Origin of the sequence: Phycicoccus sp. Root563 (assembly GCF_001427915.1) — a bacterium.
Classification (GTDB): Bacteria; Actinomycetota; Actinomycetes; order Actinomycetales; family Dermatophilaceae; genus Pedococcus.
In genome coordinates this window covers 759763-777764 of record NZ_LMGM01000001.1, presented here as the reverse complement: position 1 = coordinate 777764, position 18002 = coordinate 759763, and the positions used below count along the sequence as shown (strand labels likewise).

The window sequence follows — 18002 nt, the reverse complement described above, 5'->3', positions numbered from 1 at the left end:
CAGAGGGGAGCCATGAGAGTGCGGATCAGGTGCGTCTTTTCGCCGCGTATGCCGTGAAACGATCGGCGGATTCTTCCTTCCGGTCGGACGATCGGCTTGTGGTGGCCAAGCCCGCCGGATCTGCTTGGGATAGCGTCGCGGGGTGACGCTGAACCATGTTCGACGCGGAAGCGGAAGCCCGTTGCTACTCGTGCACGGTCTGGGCGCAGGGTGGCAGTCCTGGGCTCCGATCATCGACGACCTAGCCGAGCACCGTGAGGTCATCGCCGTCGACCTTCCGGGGTTCGGTGAGACACCTTCGCTGACCGGTGAGGTATCGATCGCGACCTTGACCGACTCCGTCGCGGACTTCATCCGGGAACAGGGGCTTGACGGGGTCTCCACCGTTGGCCAGTCGATGGGCGGTCGCATCGTGCTCGAGCTCGCGCGGCGGGGAGTCGGCGGCGACACCGTGGCGTTGGACCCGGGCGGCTTCTGGAGCGACCGCGAGCTGGTGGCCTTCGGTGCCACCCTGCGGCCGTCGATCGCTCTGGTCAGGGCACTGCGGGGCGTGCTGCCATCACTGCTCGGCAACCCGGTCGCCAGGACCGTGCTGCTGGCGCAGCTGTCGGCGCGGCCCTGGGCGCTCTCGCGCGACACGGTGCTGCCAGACGTGCGCGGCCTGGCCGACTCCCCGGCGACCGCAGCGGCCATGGACGCCCTGACGAAGGGGCCCAAGCAACGGGGCGCCCCGGCTGGCACAGTGCCCGGCCGGGTCACGATCGGGTGGGGGCGCCGTGACTTGGTGACCGTGCCGAGACAAGCCGCACGCGCCACGGAGCTGTTTCCCGACGCGGTGCTGCACTGGTTCGAGCGGTGCGGTCACTTTCCGCAATGGGATGCACCGCACGAAGCGGTGCGACTCATTCTCGACAGCACCAGCTGAGAGCAGTTGCTCTCCCCAGCCAGGCGACATCCGTTGCCGTAGGCGGATGGCGCGGCGGCCATCGCTGTGACTGTGGCACCGCGCCACCGTTCGTCGCACCGGTCAACTCCGTGCCCTGGGGTGTGGTTTGGCTGGGTCGGCCGTGCGACGCTTGTCAGGGCGGGCGAAGGCTGAGGAGAGGGACGTGGCAGCAACCGGTATGGAGGTCATCCGGCAGATGGTCGAGCGGACCAACGCCCACGACCTCGAGGGCATGGCGGCACTGATCCATGAGGACTACCAGAGCGAGCAGCCCTTTCATCCGGCCCGAGGCTTCGGCGGACGGGCGCAGATGAAGGCGAACTGGGGCGCGATTCTCACTGGGGTGCCGGATCTGCGCGCCGAGGTTCCGGCTTCGGTGCAGGACGGCGATGTGGTGTGGAGTGAGTGGCACTGGTGGGGCACGACCGAGCAGGGTGAGCCGTTCGACCTGCGCGCGATCACTCAGTTCACAGTGCGGGAAGGTCTCGTCGTGCGTGGGCGGCTCTTCGCGGAGCTCGTCGAGCAGGGTGGAGCCGACATCAACGACTCGGTGCAGGCCCAGTCGGGCCACCGCCCTCAACTGCAGGACTGAGCCGGAATCCACCTGCAAGGCGATTCAGCTGGGTAGGGCAGCGACTGCCGCGATCGTGCGGTGCGCCATCCCGCCTGAGGCCGAGCGCGCGATGGCCGCCAGGGCAAGGGCGCACACCGTCGAGATCAGAAGCTCGCACGTCGCGATGATCAGCCACCCGGTGGTCGTCACGAACCTCATCCTCAACGCCATCAAGAGCACCCGCTCCTGACTCAGCGACGCAGTCGGTGCCCGATCGGTCGCCCGGTCGGGCACCGACTGCGTCGTTAGCCTGATGGCTAATGCTCCAACACCTGAGCTGGGGCAGCTGCGCCGGGTCATGGCGACCTGGGCGTCCTGGTGACCGCTCAGCGCACGTTCGTATCCAGACTGCGAAGCTCTCTGGCCGACTGGGTCGCATTCGTCGGGGAGGCGGCCATGCTTCGGCTAGGAGGTCGAGAAATGCCCCGCCAAACCGGTCGAAATGAGCACGGCGCCACCGGCACGGTGGGGGGACGCCCCTTCGTGGGCGCTCCAAACCGCAAGGACCGCTGGAGCGTCGGTCCTCAGACCCGGGGGCCCGGGGCGCTCGCTCGGTGAGGAGCCCGAACCACAACGGAGGCAGAACGCACCATGAGGTCGACCCAGGACAGCCTTCCTGCCTCAGCCCAACCGGTCGACCCAGCCGCTCTTCAGGCGCTGATGTGCCGCTCCGGGCTTGCTGTCGCAGTCCTCGGCGGGTCCGGATGGTTGTCGATGCTGAGTCCGGGCCTCGAGCACCTGCTGCATCAGCCGTTCGCAGCCGTGCGGGCCGAGTCGTTGGCGGAGGTGTTCCACCTCTACACCGAGGGCGGTGACCGGGTCCTCCAACCGCATGAGGTGCCGATCGTGCGGGCCTCGAGAGGAGAGGTGGTCGAAGACGCCACCGTCACGGTGAGGGCTCCGGGGCAGCCGGTCCGTCACCTTCGGGTCAACGCCACGCCGATAGTGGGGCTCGACGGCGAGCAGCAGGGCGCTTGGGCGGTCATCACCGACGTCACCAGCCTGGTGGCGGCCGCCCGCGGAGAGCTGAACCGGTCCATGGCCGAGACCGTGAACCACAACCTTCGGACACCACTGACCACGATCCTGGGTCACGCCGAGTTGCTGATCGACCAGCAGGACGAATTCCCCCCGGGAGCCGCTCGTTCCCTTGAGGCGGTGTGGCGGGCGGGTCACCACCTCAAAGACGTGGTGACCTCGATCTCCGAATGGATCGACCTCGCCTACCCATCTGAGGGCGAGGGCGAAGCAGTCGACTTCGCCGAGTACGTGGATCGAAAGGTGCACCCGTAGTCCCGACACCCGCGCCATCGACACTCAGGCGAGACCCGACGGACATGGCTCGTCATCGAGAGAAATGATGGCTCCCCACCGGCCGTGTCGCGGGTACGTCAAGGCCGCTCCCACCATCCCACCCCCCGCGCGATGTCGTGGTCGCATTAGCAAGGAAGGCTGCACAGTGACGACGTTGGAGCAGGACCACGCCCGAGTCGCCGAACTCGCGAACTACCAGGTGATCGAGCAGCCAGCTCGCAGCGACCTGGTCGCCGTCGAGGTGGCGGCGCAGATGGCCGACATGCCGATGGCGGCAATCAACCTGTTCACCGACATCGAGGAACATCCGGTCGCGACGCACGGCTACGCCGCCGGGGCCGGCGCCCGGGAGAACTCGATGTGCAACGTGCTGCTGGATCTCGAGCACCCGGTGGTCGTGCCGGATGCCAGTAAGGACGAGCGTTTCAAGAACAGTCCCAACGTCGACGGCACCACCGGTGCAGTCCGGTTCTATGCCGCCCATCCGCTGATCACCCCGCAGGGGGTCACGATCGGGGCGTTGTGCGTCTTCGATACGAAGCCGCGCACCATGAGCGGCGAGCAGGCGCAGGCCCTGGGAGGCTTGGCTGAGCGGGTGGTCGACCTGCTCGAACTGGATTTGCGCACCCGCAGGCTGAGCGAAACGGTGGCAGAGCTCGAGTCGGCTCAGGCGGAACTGCGCCGCTCGAACGAGCGGCTGACCGCCTTCGCGGGCCAGGTGAGCCACGACCTGCGCAATCCGTTGACAGCGGTGTCGATGGCGCTGCGAATGATCGATGAGGCAATCGGCAGCGATGGGCTTGCAGGCGACGCCCTTCAAGACATCGGGTGGTTACTGCATCGCGCGATCAGCGGCTCGAACAGGATGCAGCGCCTGATCGACGACCTGCTGGCCTTCGCTCGTCTGGGGGGTGAACTCGTCCGGGTCCCGGTCGATCTTTCTGCGGTGGCGAGGGGGGTGGTCGAAGACCTGGCGGTCGCCTTGATGGGCGCTACGGTCGAGGTGCGTGACCTCCCCAGGGTCACCGGTGACCCTGTTCAGTTGGGGGCCGTGGTACAGAATCTGGTGGCGAACGCGGCCAAGTTCACCCGGCCTGGGGAGAAGGCGAACGTGGAGGTCGCTGCCCATCGAATCGCCGGTGGGTGGCGGGTCGAGGTGTCCGATCGTGGACCGGGGATCGCGGAGGCAGATCGCGAACGGGTCTTCGAGCCGCTGGCGCGGGTCGATCCTGACGTTGAGGGTTCGGGGATCGGTCTGACGACGTGTCGGCGCATCGTCGAGGCGCACGGAGGTCGGATCGGTGTGAAGCCTTCTCCGTGGGGTGGCACCACGGCGTGGTTCGAGCTGCCGGACTAGCTGGTCAGCGTTTGAGGGCGCGAGGGGAGCCCCCCGGCAGCTCGGTCACCGGCACCTTGTCGGCGTTGATGACGTCGGGATCGATCGCTTCGCTCGAGATGCGCCTGCGCCGGGGTGCTGGAGCGGTACAGCTGCACCAGCGGCTTCCCTTCGACGGTGACCAGAACGGCTCGGACGTTCGTGATCGCCGGCGACAAGAGGTTGGACAGATACCTGTCGGTGACGGAGGTGAGTGTGCTTGCGGCTGGTGGACTGGTCGCGCGGCAGATGCCGGTTCGGCGTCGACGCGCGACCGCTGGAAGGGTCGTTCCCTGCGCAACCGCTGACCATCATCACAGCAGCCAGCGCGGCAGCCATGACCACAGCCCGACGCCGGGTCACCTCACACGTGTCTGTAGGGACGTCAGGAGCAGAAGGCTGCGGGCGCGAGATCATGCGCACCTCCGGGGTACGACCCGAGATTCCCCCGAGCAGGCCGACTGGGAAGGGCCACGAGCCCGCGATGACAGGGTCCATTCGTTTCGATTCGCACGATGAACTGATCGGGGGAAGAGAAGATCCGATTCCCAAGGAGGGACGGTCATGCTCAGGAACGAGCTCGGCGAGAACCACGGCAGCAGGTCAGCCAAGGAAGTGGTGTCGCCCGCCTCTTGACGGATCACCCGGGTACGAGAAGCGTTGGTATCTCACCAGCGAGGCATCAGTGTCTGCGGTGTGAAGGGGGGCCCGCGCCGACAGAGTGGGCGGACGCGTCGTACCAGCGCAGCACCCGCAGCGCCCTCAAGGTGTTCCACCGGCTAGGTCCGCCGTCGGGTTCCTCGAACCGGAAGTGGACTTCGCCGGGATGGGTGTTCTCGAGCAGCCAACGTCCGTCGGGCTGGCGCTTGGCGCGGACGTGTTCGACCGCTTCGTCCACCCGCGGATCCGGAGTGCCCCCACGCCGCGCGAAGTACTCCGTGGCCTTGAGCAGGTCGTAGTACCAGCGTGGGGGGTAGGAGAACAGTCCCCACTGCGGGTTGACCACCTCGCCCGTGCGCAATGACCGGAGGAGGTTGCGCCGGAGCAGGTACTCCTCTCCCGCCTGGCGAGCTCGACGGACCTCTTCGGATCCGCCCGTCTGGCGCTCCCACCGCAGCAGAGCGTCGATCACATCCAGGGTGCTGGCGAAAGATGACGGCGATGGGCGTGTCGTGGCCCAGCAGTTCCAGCCACCATCAGGCATCTGGTCAGCCACGAGCCGATGCACCGGCCGGTCGACGTTGACGCGCAGGTAGGTACCGATCAGGATCGTGCCCGCGTTGATGCAGCAGTCCACCTCACCGTCGAAGAACGGCAGCCCGTCATACTCCCAGCGGCAGTTACGAGCCACCAAGCGCGCGGTCTCCTGCATCACCGGACTGCTGGGTGGTGCGCCCAGGTGGCACAGGTCGAGAAGCACCGGGTACGTCGCGGTCCAAGGCTGGCCCGGCTCGGCACCAGACCCGTCGCTCGGTACCTCGGCCGGCTCCGCGTCGGTGGACGGGAAGGGCGGCGGCGGCTCACCGGCAGCCAGGGCCTGCGCGGTGGCCTCTGCGAATGTCGCGGTACCGGGAAAGCATGCCCCGTTCGCCCACTGGCCATCAGGTGCCCGCAAGGCCAGCAGCCGGGCGCCCCAGCCCTCGTGCCCGACACGCGCGCGCTCGGTCGCCACCACGGTCTCGGAGGCATCCACGAGGTCACGCAGCACCTGCCAGCGGATCGCTGGATCTCCCCGCAGCAGCCACTGCACCACCGGATCGTCCTCGGACAGCGGCGCCGCTCGCGGTTGATAAGAGCGTTGGTGCTCCATCGGCCCCATCCCGCAACCCCTCCTACGTGACGTCTGTCCTTCGGAAGATAGCAATGCGTCAACGCGGGAGACATCCACTCAGACCACTACTAGTGCGGCGGGTGAACAGTCAGCGCACAGATACCGGATCGTGCAGCATGTGGGGATGGCTTTGGATCCGAGTCGCTTCCTGACCGCCCACGACGAACGCAGCACCTACGCGACGGCGCTGGCTGAACTGCGCGCGGGGCGCAAGCTCAGTCATTGGATGTGGTTCGTCTTTCCACAGGTCGCCGGGCTCGGCCACAGCCCGACGTCGCAGTTCTACGCGATCTCAGGACTCGACCAGGCCCGGGCCTACCTCGATCACGCGGTCCTGGGCCCACGGCTGGTCGAGTGCGCCAACGCGCTGCGGGACCTACCCGGCGACGATCCCTCAGTGGTCCTGGGCGACGTCGACGCCCAGAAGCTCCGTTCATCGATGACCCTCTTCAAGCATGCAGCGGAAAGCGACGAGGAACGCGCGGTGTTCTGCGCTGTCCTCGAGCAGTACTTCGGTGGCCACGAAGACCCGGAAACGGTCAGCCGACTTTGAGGTTCGTTGGTTCAGCATGAAACCCATTGCGTCGCAGAGCAATCCAGGTCGACTCGGAGCCTGGTTCGGACACTTGAAGCAGGTGGTCGGCAGGTTGAATCTGTCGAGCACCGCCACGTTGTCTGACTTCGCCTGATGCTCGACATTGGTCTCGAGTCAAAGCCTGACAGTTCGGGTGATGGTCGACAGTTACTTCGACCGATACCCGTCACTCATCCCGACCACGGACCGAGCCATCCACGGAGCCGCGCCAGGTGATCAACTCAGGGGACCCACGCTCCCGAGGCGACCGTGCGTCTTACCGCCGCGAGCGGACCGTCCTGGGCCAAGTGGGCGGTGCATTTCCCATCACCCACCTGGCCGCCTCCCGGTTCGCCATCTGAGCGACTCAGGTGTCGGCGGACGCGGCTAGCGTGTTGCGCATGGCAACCCTGCTGCCCGAGCTGCTCGTGACTGACCGGGCCGCGTTGCGAGCATGGCTGGAAGAACACCACGCGACTTCGCTCGGCGTGCGGTTGGTGCTGACCAAGAAGGGCGGCTCGGACACCACGATCACGTGGGCGAGCGCGGTCGAGGAGTTGCTCTGCTTTGGCTGGATCGATGGCCAGACTGGCAAGCGCGACGAGCACAGCTACACCGTGCGCATCACTCCGCGCCGGTCCAAGGGCAGCTGGTCCCAGCGAAACGTCGCGCTCGTGACGAAGCTCGAGGAGCAGGGACGGATGACCGACGCCGGTCGCGCGGTGGTCGAGGCCGCGCGCACCGATGGGCGGTGGGACGCGGCGTACGCCGGACCGGCGACCCGCCAGGCGCCAGACGACCTAGTGAAGGCGATAGCGGCGGCGCCGGACGCGCAGGCGATGTTCGACGTGCTCACGAGCGCCAACCGGTTCGCGCTGATCCATCGCGTCGAGAGCATGAAGCGCCCTGAGAGCCGCACCCGCAAGATCACCGAGATGGTGGAGATGCTGGCGCGCGGCGAGACGCTCCATCCGCAGAAGGCAGGTCACCCCGGGCGGGCAGGCCAACACGTGACGCCCGTCAATGGGGTCGCCCATGACCGAGCGGAAGTTCCTGACGACGTCGATTCGAGGTAGCTGGCGGAAGCCGCGGCGAGTGAGTTCAGGTCGGCCTGCGTCACGTCGCCGCTAGGGGGGTACGCCTGGGGGGCGGACCCTCCAGCGTCGATGTCTGCTGCTGACTCAGGTGGTCGTTGCACTGAGGGATTCGGCGTTCCACCATCGGAGTGTGAGCGATGAGGTGCAGGACCCGGCCCTCGAAGCTGAGAGGGCGCTCATGGGTGCGCTCTTCAGCCCGGACGGACGGAGCGACCCGGCGGCCACGGCGCGTTCGGTGCCGGTGGCCGGATGCAGTTATGCCTTCGTGACGGAGGCACTCCACGACCGGCGACTGATGGCGACACCCATACCCCCGTCGGACGATCTGATGTTCCAGGTCGCCGCACGGTTCATGTCGCGCGTCGACGGCGAGCGTCACACGGCGTCTCGAAAGGCGTTCAGCGGCCTGTTCTCGCCACGACGAGTTGAGCGGTACCGCGCACAGATCCAAGCCACCGCCGCCGAGCTGCTCGAGGCTCTGCCAGCCACCGGGCCAGTGGACATCGTGACCACGTTCGCTCACCCCCTCCCGTTCGCCGTCATCTGTCAGGTCCTTGGCGTGCCGAAAAGCCAGCAGCCCTGGCTGGCCGAACGCATGGACACGTTCGGTCGGGGAGTGGCGGGCCAACGCGACCGGGCCAACATCGACGCCGGAAATGCGGCGGCATCAGAGATGCTCGCCTTCTTCGACGACCTCCTGGGCCACCGCCAACTTCATCCCGAAGGCGACTTGCTCACCCTGCTCGGGGCCAGCGCAGCATCGGACGGGGCCCACGAGTACCTGCTCGCCAACTGCATCTTCTTCGTCCTCGCCGGACACGCAACCACCACAAGCCTGCTGACTGCCGGGGTTCACGTCCTGTCGTCGCACCCCCACCACGTCACTGACCTCCAAGAAGACCCTGCGGGCTGGATGCCGGCGGTCGAAGAGCTCCTGCGCCTCGTCTCACCAACGACCTTGACAGGTGTCACCGCAACTGCCGACGTGCAGATCGCCAGCTGTGAGGTCCCCGCCGGCGCCAACCGTGCCGTGGTCTTCGCCGCCGCCAACCGAGATCCGAGCACGTTCACAGACCCCGACACCTTCGACCCGACACGAACCCCGAACCCGCACGTGTCGTTCTCCGCCGGCGTCCACTACTGCTTGGGCGCACCGCTGGCTCGCCTCCACGCAGAAGTCGCCCTCCCCATGCTGTTCGGCTGCCTCCCAGGCCTGCGCACGATCGGCGACCCGACATGGTTGGGCAGCGTGCCCATCCGACAGGTTGCCAGCCTCGAGATCGACTGGGACGCGCACCGACAGGCACCGGCTGCTAGCCCGCTGCGTCCCGGATGACCTCCTGCAGGGCCTGGCGCACTTCCTGGGGATCGACGGTCATGGCGTTCTCACCGACGGTGACCTCGAACCGGCTGCACCTCGGCGACGTGGTGGGCCGCGGGTAGAGGAAGAGCTCGAGTCCCCGGCGCTCGACGAATCGCTGGTGTGCTGCCGCCAGTGCCTCGGGCGGCACTGGAACGATGACGTGGAAAAGAGGGGTCTGCGGCGGGTCAGGGACGACCTCGACGCCGGGGATGTCCTGGAGTGCCGCAGCGAGCTCGGCGGCTCGCTCCCAGAAGGCAGGCATCCTGGACACGAGCGTGTCGAGTCCGATTTCCGCGGACACCGCCAGCGGCCACGCGTGGTGGAGCTGCCCGCCCAGCCGAGCCCGCCACTGCCGAGCCTGGTCGATGAGGTCTGACCGCCCCGCGAGCACCGCCCCGGAAAGACCTTCAAGCCCCTTGTACAGGGAGACGTAGACCGTGTCGAAGAGGTCGGCGATCTCGGCGTGCGGACGCCCGTAGTACGGCTGCGCCTCCCACAGCCGCGCGCCGTCGAGATGGGCCGCGATGCCTCGGGCACGCAGCCAGGACGTCTGGGCGGTCAGCTCCTCCCACGAGGGGAGGCGCCCGCCGAGGTCGCGCTGGGGCAGCTCGAGGAGCACGGCGGCCAACGGCTCGCGGACAGCCTCCAGATCCTGCACGGTGACGAGGCGGTCGTGATCGCCGAGCAGCATTCCGTGCAGCTGGTGGACGATCTCGTACCCCTTGTGCTCGTGCACCTCGATGTGCGCCCTGGGGTGGAACCCGATCGTGCGACACGTGCGGGCGTCGGCGTGCAGCCTGAGGGCGACCTGCGAGGCCATCGCACCCGTGGGCATGAAGACCGCCGCCTCCTTGCCAAGCATCTCGGCGACGCGTCCCTCCAGCCGGGCCACCGCTCCACCCCGACCATAGGTGTCCTGGTCGCCGTCCTCGATGCGCGACAGGAACTGCTGCAGTCGGCGGGTCGGGGCTCGGCGCTGCTGCCCGTGCACGGAGAGCGATCTCGTCAACTGTTCAGGGGCGCTGGGGGTGGCGTGGGACTCCATGGGTCCATCCTGACCCACACACCGTCGGAGTTCGTCGCAGCCGTCTGCGGCCATCCGCTCGGTAGGCCATCCCGACGGATTCGTGTGCGGTACACCGCCGCGTCGAGGGGAGTAGGCGCGCATCGGTGCTGGGGGCGAACATTGAGCCCATGACGCCCACTGAGTCCCCAGCCCACCCCCTGCATCCCGTCACGCGGGCGCTCACCGCCCAGCGCGCCGAGAACCTCCAACTGATGATTGCGGATCGCATCACCGCCTTCGCTGGATCGATGCCGTTCGTCTACCTCCACGCCGGAGCCTTCGCGGGCTGGATGCTGCTCGTCGAGAAGAGCCCGTGGCCGACGCTCACGCTCATCGTCTCCTTGGAAGCGATCTTCCTGTCGACGTTCGTGATGATCGGCCAGAACCGGCAGGCCGCCTTTCAACAGGCCAAGGCCGACCATGACTTCGTCGAGTCAGAGATCGAGCTGAAGACCAACACCGACCTCACCCGGCAGATCCACGCGCTGACGACCGAACTGCATCGGAGAGTTGTCACAGAAGGCAGAAGCTGAGTGAGGTGACAGGCTGAGGACCCGGCGTGGGCGCGGAGGTACCGCCATCCAGCGTCGAGAGCGGATGGTGTCTTCCACACCACCGATTCACGACCTCGGATCTCCGCGCAACCAGCGAAGGGCCTTCTGACCCGGCCCTTCCGACGGAGAAGCGATCGTGCCTGCCAAGGCCTGCGGATCGGGTCGACCTCCCTGTTCGTAGTAGTGGAAGGTCTCGATCACCTGCTCGAGGAACTCATCGACTTCCTGCTCGTCATACCCGCGCCGAAGCTTGGTTGACGTGAAACGGTGCCCTGGGGTCGGAGAGGCAGGCGCCCCTGGCCCGGGTCGACCTCCCGCCTCGTAGTAGCGCAAGGCGTTCGCAACCTCGTCCAGCAGGTCGTCGACCTCGCGCTCGTCATACCCGGCGTGAAACTGCGTCGGCGTGAGCGTCTTGTCCATGACGTCCTTCGAGGTGAGCACGGGGCCATCATGCGCCCCACCGAGGCGGTGACCTTGGAACTTGCCGAAGACCCACCGGTCGGACACGTCTGGACACCCGCTCGTCAAGGTCGTCGTGACCCACCCGACACGGGTGAGTTGCCGATCGGCCTGTGCCGGCAAGGGCTACGAGTGCTTGCCCAGCTCTCGACGGACGACGCGTCGGCGCAGGGTGGGCGAGGCCACGACCTCGTACCCGGCTTCGACGAAGACCTGCAGCAGCCCGACCGACGCCTCGTCCCAGATCACGGTCTTCCCCGGTGGCGGCTCGATCGGGTAGCCCTCGAGGACGCGGGCACCGACCTGCTCGCCGTACTCGATGGTGGCGGCGGCGAGCTCGTAGGTCAGCCCGGCTTGGCGAAAGCCCTTGCGCACGACGAAGCAGGTGACCGACCAGACGCCTTCGAGCTCGGGGTCCATCCGCATCCACGGCTGCTTCCGGCTCCACAGCCTGGGGTAGTTCTCGCGCGGCTCGATCGCGACCCAGCCGGCCGCCTCGCCGTCGACGTACCCGATCAGCCCGGAGGTCGGTCCCGGAGTGCCGCACGCGGTCTGCTCCACCAGGGCGGCGTCCCTCTGCTCCTGCGTGGTGTCGCGCCAGATCCAGCCGGGCACCTTCATCGCCTGGCACCGGCACTTGTGCGCGCCACCCGAGGCGAACACCGCATCGACGTCCTGGATCGCCGCCTGGTTCGCTGGGAGCCACGTGAAGTCAGGCACGCGCTTCTCCTGTCTCGAGTCACCGTGCAAAGGGACTGCCCCAGTGGACGCGGTCGGCTTCGACCACCTCGTCAGGCTCCCATGGGACGACCCGCTCCTGCGACGACTTGGCAGCAGAAAGCGGTCATTCCGTCGCGAGCCGGCAGTAGGGTCAGCGACGTGGGGGTGCGCAAGCTGCTCGGGTCGCTGGGGTTGGTCCTGCTCTGCGCGGCATGGGGTGTGTTGCTGTTCGGTCTGTTCGGCCTTCCCGCATCCGACGACCCGATGGTCGAACTCGAGGCGGGGCCGTCGTTCGCCATCAACCTCGAGGTCTACCTGCCCGCGATCGTGCTGACCCTCGTCCTGCTCCTGGCGGTCCTGGCCGTGCTGAAGGACCGGGCTGCTACCGCGGTCGGGATCGGCGCGGCCCTGGTGGCCGGAGCGTTCGCGGCATTGGTGCTGAACGAGGAGCCGTTGCTCGACTACCTCCCGCAGCTGCGAAGCACCCTGCTGTTCTCCGGGGGACTGAGCATGCTGTCGCTGCTGCTCTTCCTCGGCCGATCGGCAGTGACCCTCGAACCGCAGGCACGCTCCACCGACCCCTCGATTTCTCCGACATGGGCGCCCCCGCGGTTCTAGCGTGAGCGCATGGCGCACTACGAGCGGGACCTGACCGGGAACGTGGACGACCTCGTCGCCCACCTGGACCGCGCCATCCCGCAGGGGAGCATCAGCGCGAAGTACGAGGCGGGATCGGACCACCGGGTCGGTGACGCGCGGATGCTGGTGCGGGCGTACGAGCGCTACAGCGCCCTGGGTGGCAACCGGGTGAGCCTGTGCATCAGCGTCCTCGCGGTGGGTGAGGAGATGTCGCTCTCGATGGTGAGCGCGGGTGGCAGCGAAGCCGTGTTCTTCAAGGTCAACACCTTCGGCGAGGAGGCCTTCCTCGAACGCGCCATCCAGGCACTCGAGGCCTACCCGGGCTGAGGCGCGACTTCCATGGACATGACATCGTCGCCGGACCCGCTGATCGACGCCACCCCTCGGCTCCCTGCCACCGGTGAGCGGGCACTGGTCCTCGGCGGTGCCGGCTCGGCGGCTCGACGGCGCAGCGCTGGCGGGCCGTCGCCACCGGGTACGCGCGGGTGCTGGTGCCCTCACCGCGACCACCCGTCGCTGCCGGACAGGCTCGGATCCTGTTGCACCACAGGCGTATCAACAGCAGCTCCGGGCCCTCCTTGCTGACAGAGGGGTTGGACGTCCTGCCCGGCCCACGGTTGGAGGTCGTCATGCGCGACACATTCACCGCCCGGATCTCGAGCCTGGCAGTCATCGTGGCTGCTCTCTCGACCCTGGGAGCCGTGATCTACCTGTCGGTGCGGGGCCAACAGGTCAACGAGTACCTGGCAGGCCTGGCCGGTCTGACCATCGGCGCGCTCCTGCCGTCGCCCCTGTCTCCATCAGGAGCGACGACCGGAGCGACGGGAACGTCGTCCGGAGCGACGTCCGGAGCGACGTCCGGAGCGGTGACCACTGCCACGCCGGGTGCCACACCCGCGGGGTCACCCGGAGTGGCCACCGGGGTGGCCAACGGGGGGAGCCGGGGCAGTGCCGACGTGGCGCGCTGAGCCGGCGCAGCACGGCATACCAGGTGGCTCCATGCCTTGGCTGGGAGGGGAGGGGCGCGGACAATGACGGCCATGAACACACGCGTGCGGTCATGAGCAGCGCAGGCGGTCCCGAGGGCCGGCCGCAGCTCGACGACCTCGTCGAGCGGGCCCGCGCCGGACTGCGCGACTGGACGGACCGGACCGACCACGACCCGGGCGTGGCGCTCCTGGACCTGTTCGCGTTCGTGGGGGAGCTGCTCGCGAGCCACGCGGACCGCATCGCTGACGAGGCCTACCTCGGCGAGGAGGGACGGGCCGGGCTCGACATCGGTGACGGTGTGCACGGTCGTCGGCCGCCAGGGGGTCGCTCGATCAGCGCGCGCTACCGGCAGGGTGGTGGGTACGTCGCGGTGCGCCAGCAACAGGGCCGGGTGCCACTCGACGGCGACGTCGTGGAGGAGCCGCCGCGCCCCGCCATCGGCGTGCACCGGGCGGTCGTCGTGAACAACATCGACCCGCTCCTGCGCAGCCGCCTGCTGGTGTCGGTCCCCGACGTGACCGTGGAGGACGGACCGGTATGGGCCGTGGCCTGCCTTCCTGCCACCGTCCCCTCCGCCGAGGGCGGGGAACCACCCGTTCCTGCGGTCGGCGACGGGGTGTGGGTGGCGTTCGAGGGTGGCGACCCGTCATTTCCCGTCTGGCTGGGGCGCAACGGCGGCTGAGGGGTCGTCGAGGACGTCGCGCCACGAGTGCCGGGGCGCGTACCCGAGGAGGTCGCGCGCCTTGTCGATGGAGTAGAACGTCTCGTCGCGGCCCATCTCCCGTCGCTGCTCGACCCCGGCGTAGAAGCGCTCGCGGACCTCGTCGGTCGTCACGGCGACTGACATGTCGGCGTTGGCGACGTTGAAGACCTCGTACCCCAGTCCGTCGACCTCGAGGCAGCGCTGGACCAGCTGGCCCAGGTCGCGGGTGTCGATGTAGGCGAAGATGTTCCGCCGCCGCAGGGAGGGGTCCGCCAGGAACGCCGGGAACAGCTCGGCGTACTCGTGCGGCTCGATGACGTTGTTGATGCGCAGGCCGTAGACGTCGGTGCCGGTCCGGGCCTGGAACGACCGCGCGGTCACCTCGCCCGCCACCTTGGACATCGCGTAGGAGTCCTCCGGGACGGTGGGGTGGTCCTCGTCGACCGGGACGTACAGCGGACGCCGGTCGCCTTGCGCGAAGCAGATCCCGTACGTCGTCTCGGACGAGGCGAAGACGACCTTGCGGATGCCGAGGCGGGTCGCGGCCTCGAGCACGTTGTAGGTGCTGAGCACGTTCGTCGCGTAGGTCGCCGCGTCGGTCGTGAGGAGGATCCGGGGGACCGCGGCGAAGTGCACCACGGCGTCGTACGCGGGCTTCTCCGCGAGCTCCAGCTCCTCCATCCGAGCCAGGCCCGCCATGGCGGAGTAGGTCTCACCGATGTCGGTGAGGTCGACCCGCAGGTCGGCGACGTCGGGATGGCCCAGGGGGACGAGGTCGGCGTTCGTCACGTCGTGACCCTGCTCGGCCAGGTGGGCCGCGACGTGCTTGCCGGCCTTGCCGCTGCCGCCGGTGAAGAAGATGCGCATGTCCTGATCCAACCATCGTGGGGGCGGGCGGGCGCGCGGGCCGGGTCCGGGCGTGACGGGACTAGTCTCGGGAGGTGAAGATCGAGGAGCTGGACTTCGGCGACACCCCTTGGGGCGAGATCAGCCTTCGGCGGCGCTGGGACCGCGTCACCGAGCGCGACGTGCACGAGGTCAAGCTCGGCGACGACTTCCTCATGTCCAGCCAGTTCACCGTGGGTGAGCAGGAGCTGTCGCGCATCGGGCTGGCAGCCACGCCCGGCACCTCGCTCACGGTCCTCGTCGGCGGCCTGGGCCTCGGGTACACGGCGGCCGCCGCCCTCGAGGACGACCGCGTCGCCGAGCTGACCGTCATCGAGGCGCTCGAGGCCGTCATCTCCTGGCACGAGCGAGACCTGTTCCCGGACACCCGTGGGCTGGCGGCGGACCCCCGCGTGCGCCTGGTCCGCGACGACTTCTTCGACGTGGTGCGGACCGGCCGCGCCGACCGCACGTACGACGCGGTGCTGGTGGACATCGACCACGCGCCGGACTGGCTGCTGCGTGACGACCACGGTGACCTATACACCGTCGAGGGCTTCGCCCGGGTGGGCGCGATGCTCGTCGACGGTGGGGTGTTCGCGCTGTGGTCCGACGAGCCGCCGGAGCCCGAGGTGGTGCGACGCATGGGCGAGGCCTTCGAGCGGGCCGACGCCCACGTGGTCCCGTTCCCCAACCCCCTCACCGGCGGCGAGTCCGCCAACACCGTCTACCTCGCCGTCAGCCCGAGGCGCTGAGCGCCACCGCCTCGACGCTCACCCTGCCGTATGCCGCAGGGTGAGCGGACCGGGTACGTCCCCACCGGCCCGCTCACGGTTCGTGGCCCCCGGTGACCTACTCCTTGACGCCGCCCTCCAGCGAGCCGGAGATGATCCGCTTCTGGAAGATGAAGAACATCACGGCGACCGGGATCGTCATGAGCACCGCCGCCGCCAGCTTCAGGGGATAGCGGTTGCCGGCCCCGAGGGCCCCGGTCAGCAGTCCGGCGACACCGGTGGTCAGGGTGTTGAGGTTGGGGTCCTGCCGCGAGACCAGGAAGTGCGGCAGCTCGTTCCACGAGGACTGGAACGAGATGATCGTGATGGTGATCAGGGCCGGCCGGGCGATCGGCAGGACGACCGACCAGAAGGTGCGGAACGGGCCGCAGCCGTCGAGCCGTGCCGCCTCCTCGAGGCTGACCGGGACCGTCTCGAAGAACTGCTTCATGATGAAGACACCGGCTGCGTCGGCGAGCAGGGGGATGATCATGCCCGCGTAGGAGTCGTAGATCCCGAACTGCTTGATCACGAGGAACTTCGGGATGAGCAGCACCACGCCGGGGACCGCCATCGTCGCGATCAGTGCGGTCGTGACGAACCCGCGACCGCGGAACTTCATGCGCGCCAACGCATACCCGGCGAGGCTGTCGAAGAACACGCGGCCGGTGGTCACGAGGACGGTGACGATGACCGAGTTCTGGGCCCACAGCGCGAAGTTCTGCTGGAACAGCTGGCGGTACGCGGCCGTGGAGAAGTTCGACGGGAACGGGTTGAGCGGTGCCGCGGTCGCATCCGGGTCGGTCTTGAAGCTGGTGCCCACCTGGATGATGAACGGGAAGAGGTACAGCAGGGCGAACAGCGTGAGCAGCGTGTACCCGAGAGCCTTGAGCACCATCCCGCGACGGGCGTGCGGCGTGGCGGGGGAGGCCGTCGTCGCGGTGGTGTCCTTGCTGGGCCGCGTGGTGGTGGTGGTCATGAGGACATCCCTGCCGTCGACGAGTTGGTGGCGTTGCCGATGGTGGCCCGGGCGACCGCACGTCGACCCTGCTCGCGCTTGCGCTGGCTGCGAGGGGTGTCACGGTCGCGCAGGAACAGCCACTGGATGCCGGTCAGCACGAGGATGATCGCGAAGAGGATGAACGACATCGCCGTGCCTTGGCCCCACTGGCCGTTGTTGATCGAGCTGTCGTAGGCGAGGAACGCCGGGGTCAGGGTCGTCTTGCCGGGGTTGCCCTTGGACATGATGTAGATCTGGTCGAACACCTGCCAGGTGCCGATCAACCCGAGGGTCAGCACGGTGAAGAGCGTGGGCCGCAGCTGGGGGATGACAACCGACCAGTTGGTGCGGATCGGGCCGGCGCCGTCGATGGCGGCGGCCTCGTACACGTCGCCCGGGATGCTCTGCAGGGCGGCAAGGAACAGCAGCATGTAGCCACCGGCCGAGACCCAGATGACCAGAGCGATGATCGTGCACATCGCGATCGAGGGACCAGACACCCAGTCCCACCAGGTGAGGCTGAAGAAGCTGTGGTTCTCCATCGCGGAGGGGCCCTGCCCGTCCTTGCCGATCCCCAGCCCGTTGAGGACGAGGTGGCCGATGCCGCGCGGGTCGGCGAACCAGTTCGGTCCCTTGATGCCGACGAACGACAGCAACGCGTTGACGCTGCCCGCCCCGGCGAACAGGAACAGGAACACCGACGCGATTGCGACCGAGCTCGTCACCGAGGGAAAGTAGTAGGCGGTCCGGAAGAAGCTCAGGCCCTTGAGCCGACGCTGGTTGAGCAGCAGGGCGAGGCCGAGCGCGAGCACGGTCTGGATCGGCACGACGAGCAGCACGTAGTAGAAGTTGTTGCGGATCGACGTCGCGAAGTCGCTGCGCGCCAGGGAGTCGGCACCGAGCAGCTGCTTGTAGTTGTCGGTGCCGACGAAGTTCACCGCGCCGGACAGGGGCGATCCGCGCCCTGCCCAGTCGCTCAGGCTCACCCAGAACGCGATGACGATGGGGAAGACCAGGAAGAGACCGAGGACGACGATCACCGGGGTGATGAACAGCCATCCGGATCGTGCCTCGGCGGCCTTGGCCGAGTTGAAGCCGCG

General features: G+C 68.0%; 20 protein-coding genes. 13 read left to right on the top strand and 7 right to left on the bottom strand.

Going from position 1 to position 18002, the window contains the following annotated elements:
- Window positions 1–142: 142 nt before the first annotated feature.
- The 4 genes from ASD62_RS03725 (at window position 143) to ASD62_RS03710 (ending at window position 4230) form a co-directional block, all read left to right on the top strand.
- Window positions 143–925 carry an alpha/beta fold hydrolase gene (locus tag ASD62_RS03725; RefSeq protein WP_056914810.1) on the top strand — a complete coding sequence of 261 codons (783 nt, stop codon included), beginning with the start codon at window positions 143–145 and terminating at the stop codon, window positions 923–925.
- 184 nt (window positions 926–1109) lie between these two features.
- The gene (locus tag ASD62_RS03720; protein ID WP_157581308.1) at window positions 1110–1538 is read left to right on the top strand and encodes a nuclear transport factor 2 family protein; all 429 of its coding nucleotides are present in this window, start codon (window positions 1110–1112) and stop codon (window positions 1536–1538) included.
- A gap of 612 nt (window positions 1539–2150) precedes the next feature.
- Entirely contained in the window at window positions 2151–2852 is a 702-nt protein-coding gene (locus ASD62_RS03715) for a histidine kinase dimerization/phospho-acceptor domain-containing protein (protein ID WP_056914808.1), read from the top strand.
- Window positions 2853–3018: 166 nt separating this feature from the next.
- On the top strand, window positions 3019–4230 hold the full coding sequence (locus tag ASD62_RS03710) for a GAF domain-containing sensor histidine kinase (RefSeq protein WP_056914807.1): 1212 nt from the start codon (window positions 3019–3021) through the stop codon (window positions 4228–4230).
- Window positions 4231–4930: 700 nt separating this feature from the next.
- Here ASD62_RS03710 and ASD62_RS03705 read toward each other — a convergent pair.
- A complete protein-coding gene (locus tag ASD62_RS03705) occupies window positions 4931–6058 on the bottom strand; it encodes a hypothetical protein (protein ID WP_056917140.1) in 1128 nt (375 codons plus the stop codon).
- A gap of 145 nt (window positions 6059–6203) precedes the next feature.
- Here ASD62_RS03705 and ASD62_RS03700 point away from each other — a divergent pair, with 145 nt between their 5' ends.
- The 3 genes from ASD62_RS03700 to ASD62_RS03690 all read left to right on the top strand — a co-directional run bounded on the left by ASD62_RS03700 (window position 6204) and on the right by ASD62_RS03690 (window position 9086).
- Window positions 6204–6632 carry a DUF1810 domain-containing protein gene (locus tag ASD62_RS03700; protein ID WP_056917139.1) on the top strand — a complete coding sequence of 143 codons (429 nt, stop codon included), beginning with the start codon at window positions 6204–6206 and terminating at the stop codon, window positions 6630–6632.
- A gap of 422 nt (window positions 6633–7054) precedes the next feature.
- On the top strand, window positions 7055–7729 hold the full coding sequence (locus ASD62_RS03695; RefSeq protein WP_082580949.1) for a YdeI family protein: 675 nt from the start codon (window positions 7055–7057) through the stop codon (window positions 7727–7729).
- A gap of 151 nt (window positions 7730–7880) precedes the next feature.
- Window positions 7881–9086 carry a cytochrome P450 gene (locus ASD62_RS03690; protein ID WP_056914806.1) on the top strand — a complete coding sequence of 402 codons (1206 nt, stop codon included), beginning with the start codon at window positions 7881–7883 and terminating at the stop codon, window positions 9084–9086.
- Here the strand turns inward: ASD62_RS03690 and ASD62_RS03685 are convergent.
- Window positions 9064–10158: a low specificity L-threonine aldolase gene (locus tag ASD62_RS03685; RefSeq protein ID WP_056914805.1), complete on the bottom strand. Its 1095-nt coding sequence runs from the start codon at window positions 10156–10158 to the stop codon at window positions 9064–9066. The genes ASD62_RS03690 and ASD62_RS03685 overlap by 23 nt on opposite strands.
- A gap of 149 nt (window positions 10159–10307) precedes the next feature.
- Between ASD62_RS03685 and ASD62_RS03680 the strand changes: the two genes are divergently transcribed.
- Window positions 10308–10712, top strand: a complete 405-nt coding sequence (locus ASD62_RS03680) for a DUF1003 domain-containing protein (protein ID WP_056917138.1) — start codon at window positions 10308–10310, stop codon at window positions 10710–10712.
- Window positions 10713–10799: 87 nt separating this feature from the next.
- Here the strand turns inward: ASD62_RS03680 and ASD62_RS03675 are convergent, their stop codons facing one another.
- Window positions 10800–11174 carry a DivIVA domain-containing protein gene (locus ASD62_RS03675; protein ID WP_157581304.1) on the bottom strand — a complete coding sequence of 125 codons (375 nt, stop codon included), beginning with the start codon at window positions 11172–11174 and terminating at the stop codon, window positions 10800–10802.
- Window positions 11175–11318: 144 nt separating this feature from the next.
- On the bottom strand, window positions 11319–11912 hold the full coding sequence (locus ASD62_RS03670) for a hypothetical protein (protein ID WP_056914803.1): 594 nt from the start codon (window positions 11910–11912) through the stop codon (window positions 11319–11321).
- Window positions 11913–12071: 159 nt separating this feature from the next.
- Between ASD62_RS03670 and ASD62_RS03665 the strand changes: the two genes are divergently transcribed.
- The 4 genes from ASD62_RS03665 to ASD62_RS03650 all read left to right on the top strand — a co-directional run bounded on the left by ASD62_RS03665 (window position 12072) and on the right by ASD62_RS03650 (window position 14223).
- Window positions 12072–12530 carry a hypothetical protein gene (locus ASD62_RS03665; protein WP_056914802.1) on the top strand — a complete coding sequence of 153 codons (459 nt, stop codon included), beginning with the start codon at window positions 12072–12074 and terminating at the stop codon, window positions 12528–12530.
- A 9-nt stretch (window positions 12531–12539) separates the two neighbouring features.
- Complete coding sequence (locus tag ASD62_RS03660; protein WP_056914801.1) at window positions 12540–12878, top strand: DUF6054 family protein; 339 nt, start codon at window positions 12540–12542, stop codon at window positions 12876–12878.
- Window positions 12879–13180: 302 nt separating this feature from the next.
- A complete protein-coding gene (locus ASD62_RS03655) occupies window positions 13181–13519 on the top strand; it encodes a hypothetical protein (protein WP_056914800.1) in 339 nt (112 codons plus the stop codon).
- A 92-nt stretch (window positions 13520–13611) separates the two neighbouring features.
- Window positions 13612–14223 (top strand): phage baseplate assembly protein V, encoded by a 612-nt coding sequence (locus tag ASD62_RS03650; RefSeq protein ID WP_056914799.1) that lies wholly within the window; start codon window positions 13612–13614, stop codon window positions 14221–14223.
- Here the strand turns inward: ASD62_RS03650 and ASD62_RS03645 are convergent.
- On the bottom strand, window positions 14188–15111 hold the full coding sequence (locus tag ASD62_RS03645; protein ID WP_056914798.1) for an NAD(P)-dependent oxidoreductase: 924 nt from the start codon (window positions 15109–15111) through the stop codon (window positions 14188–14190). The genes ASD62_RS03650 and ASD62_RS03645 overlap by 36 nt on opposite strands.
- 74 nt (window positions 15112–15185) lie before the next feature.
- Here ASD62_RS03645 and ASD62_RS03640 point away from each other — a divergent pair, with 74 nt between their 5' ends.
- The gene (locus ASD62_RS03640) at window positions 15186–15884 is read left to right on the top strand and encodes a spermidine synthase (RefSeq protein WP_056914797.1); all 699 of its coding nucleotides are present in this window, start codon (window positions 15186–15188) and stop codon (window positions 15882–15884) included.
- Window positions 15885–15981: 97 nt separating this feature from the next.
- Here the strand turns inward: ASD62_RS03640 and ASD62_RS03635 are convergent, their stop codons facing one another.
- Entirely contained in the window at window positions 15982–16881 is a 900-nt protein-coding gene (locus ASD62_RS03635; protein ID WP_056914796.1) for a carbohydrate ABC transporter permease, read from the bottom strand.
- A complete protein-coding gene (locus ASD62_RS03630; protein ID WP_235530750.1) occupies window positions 16878–17714 on the bottom strand; it encodes a carbohydrate ABC transporter permease in 837 nt (278 codons plus the stop codon). Before ASD62_RS03630 ends, ASD62_RS03635 begins: the two co-directional genes overlap by 4 nt.
- Window positions 17715–18002 lie beyond the last annotated feature (288 nt).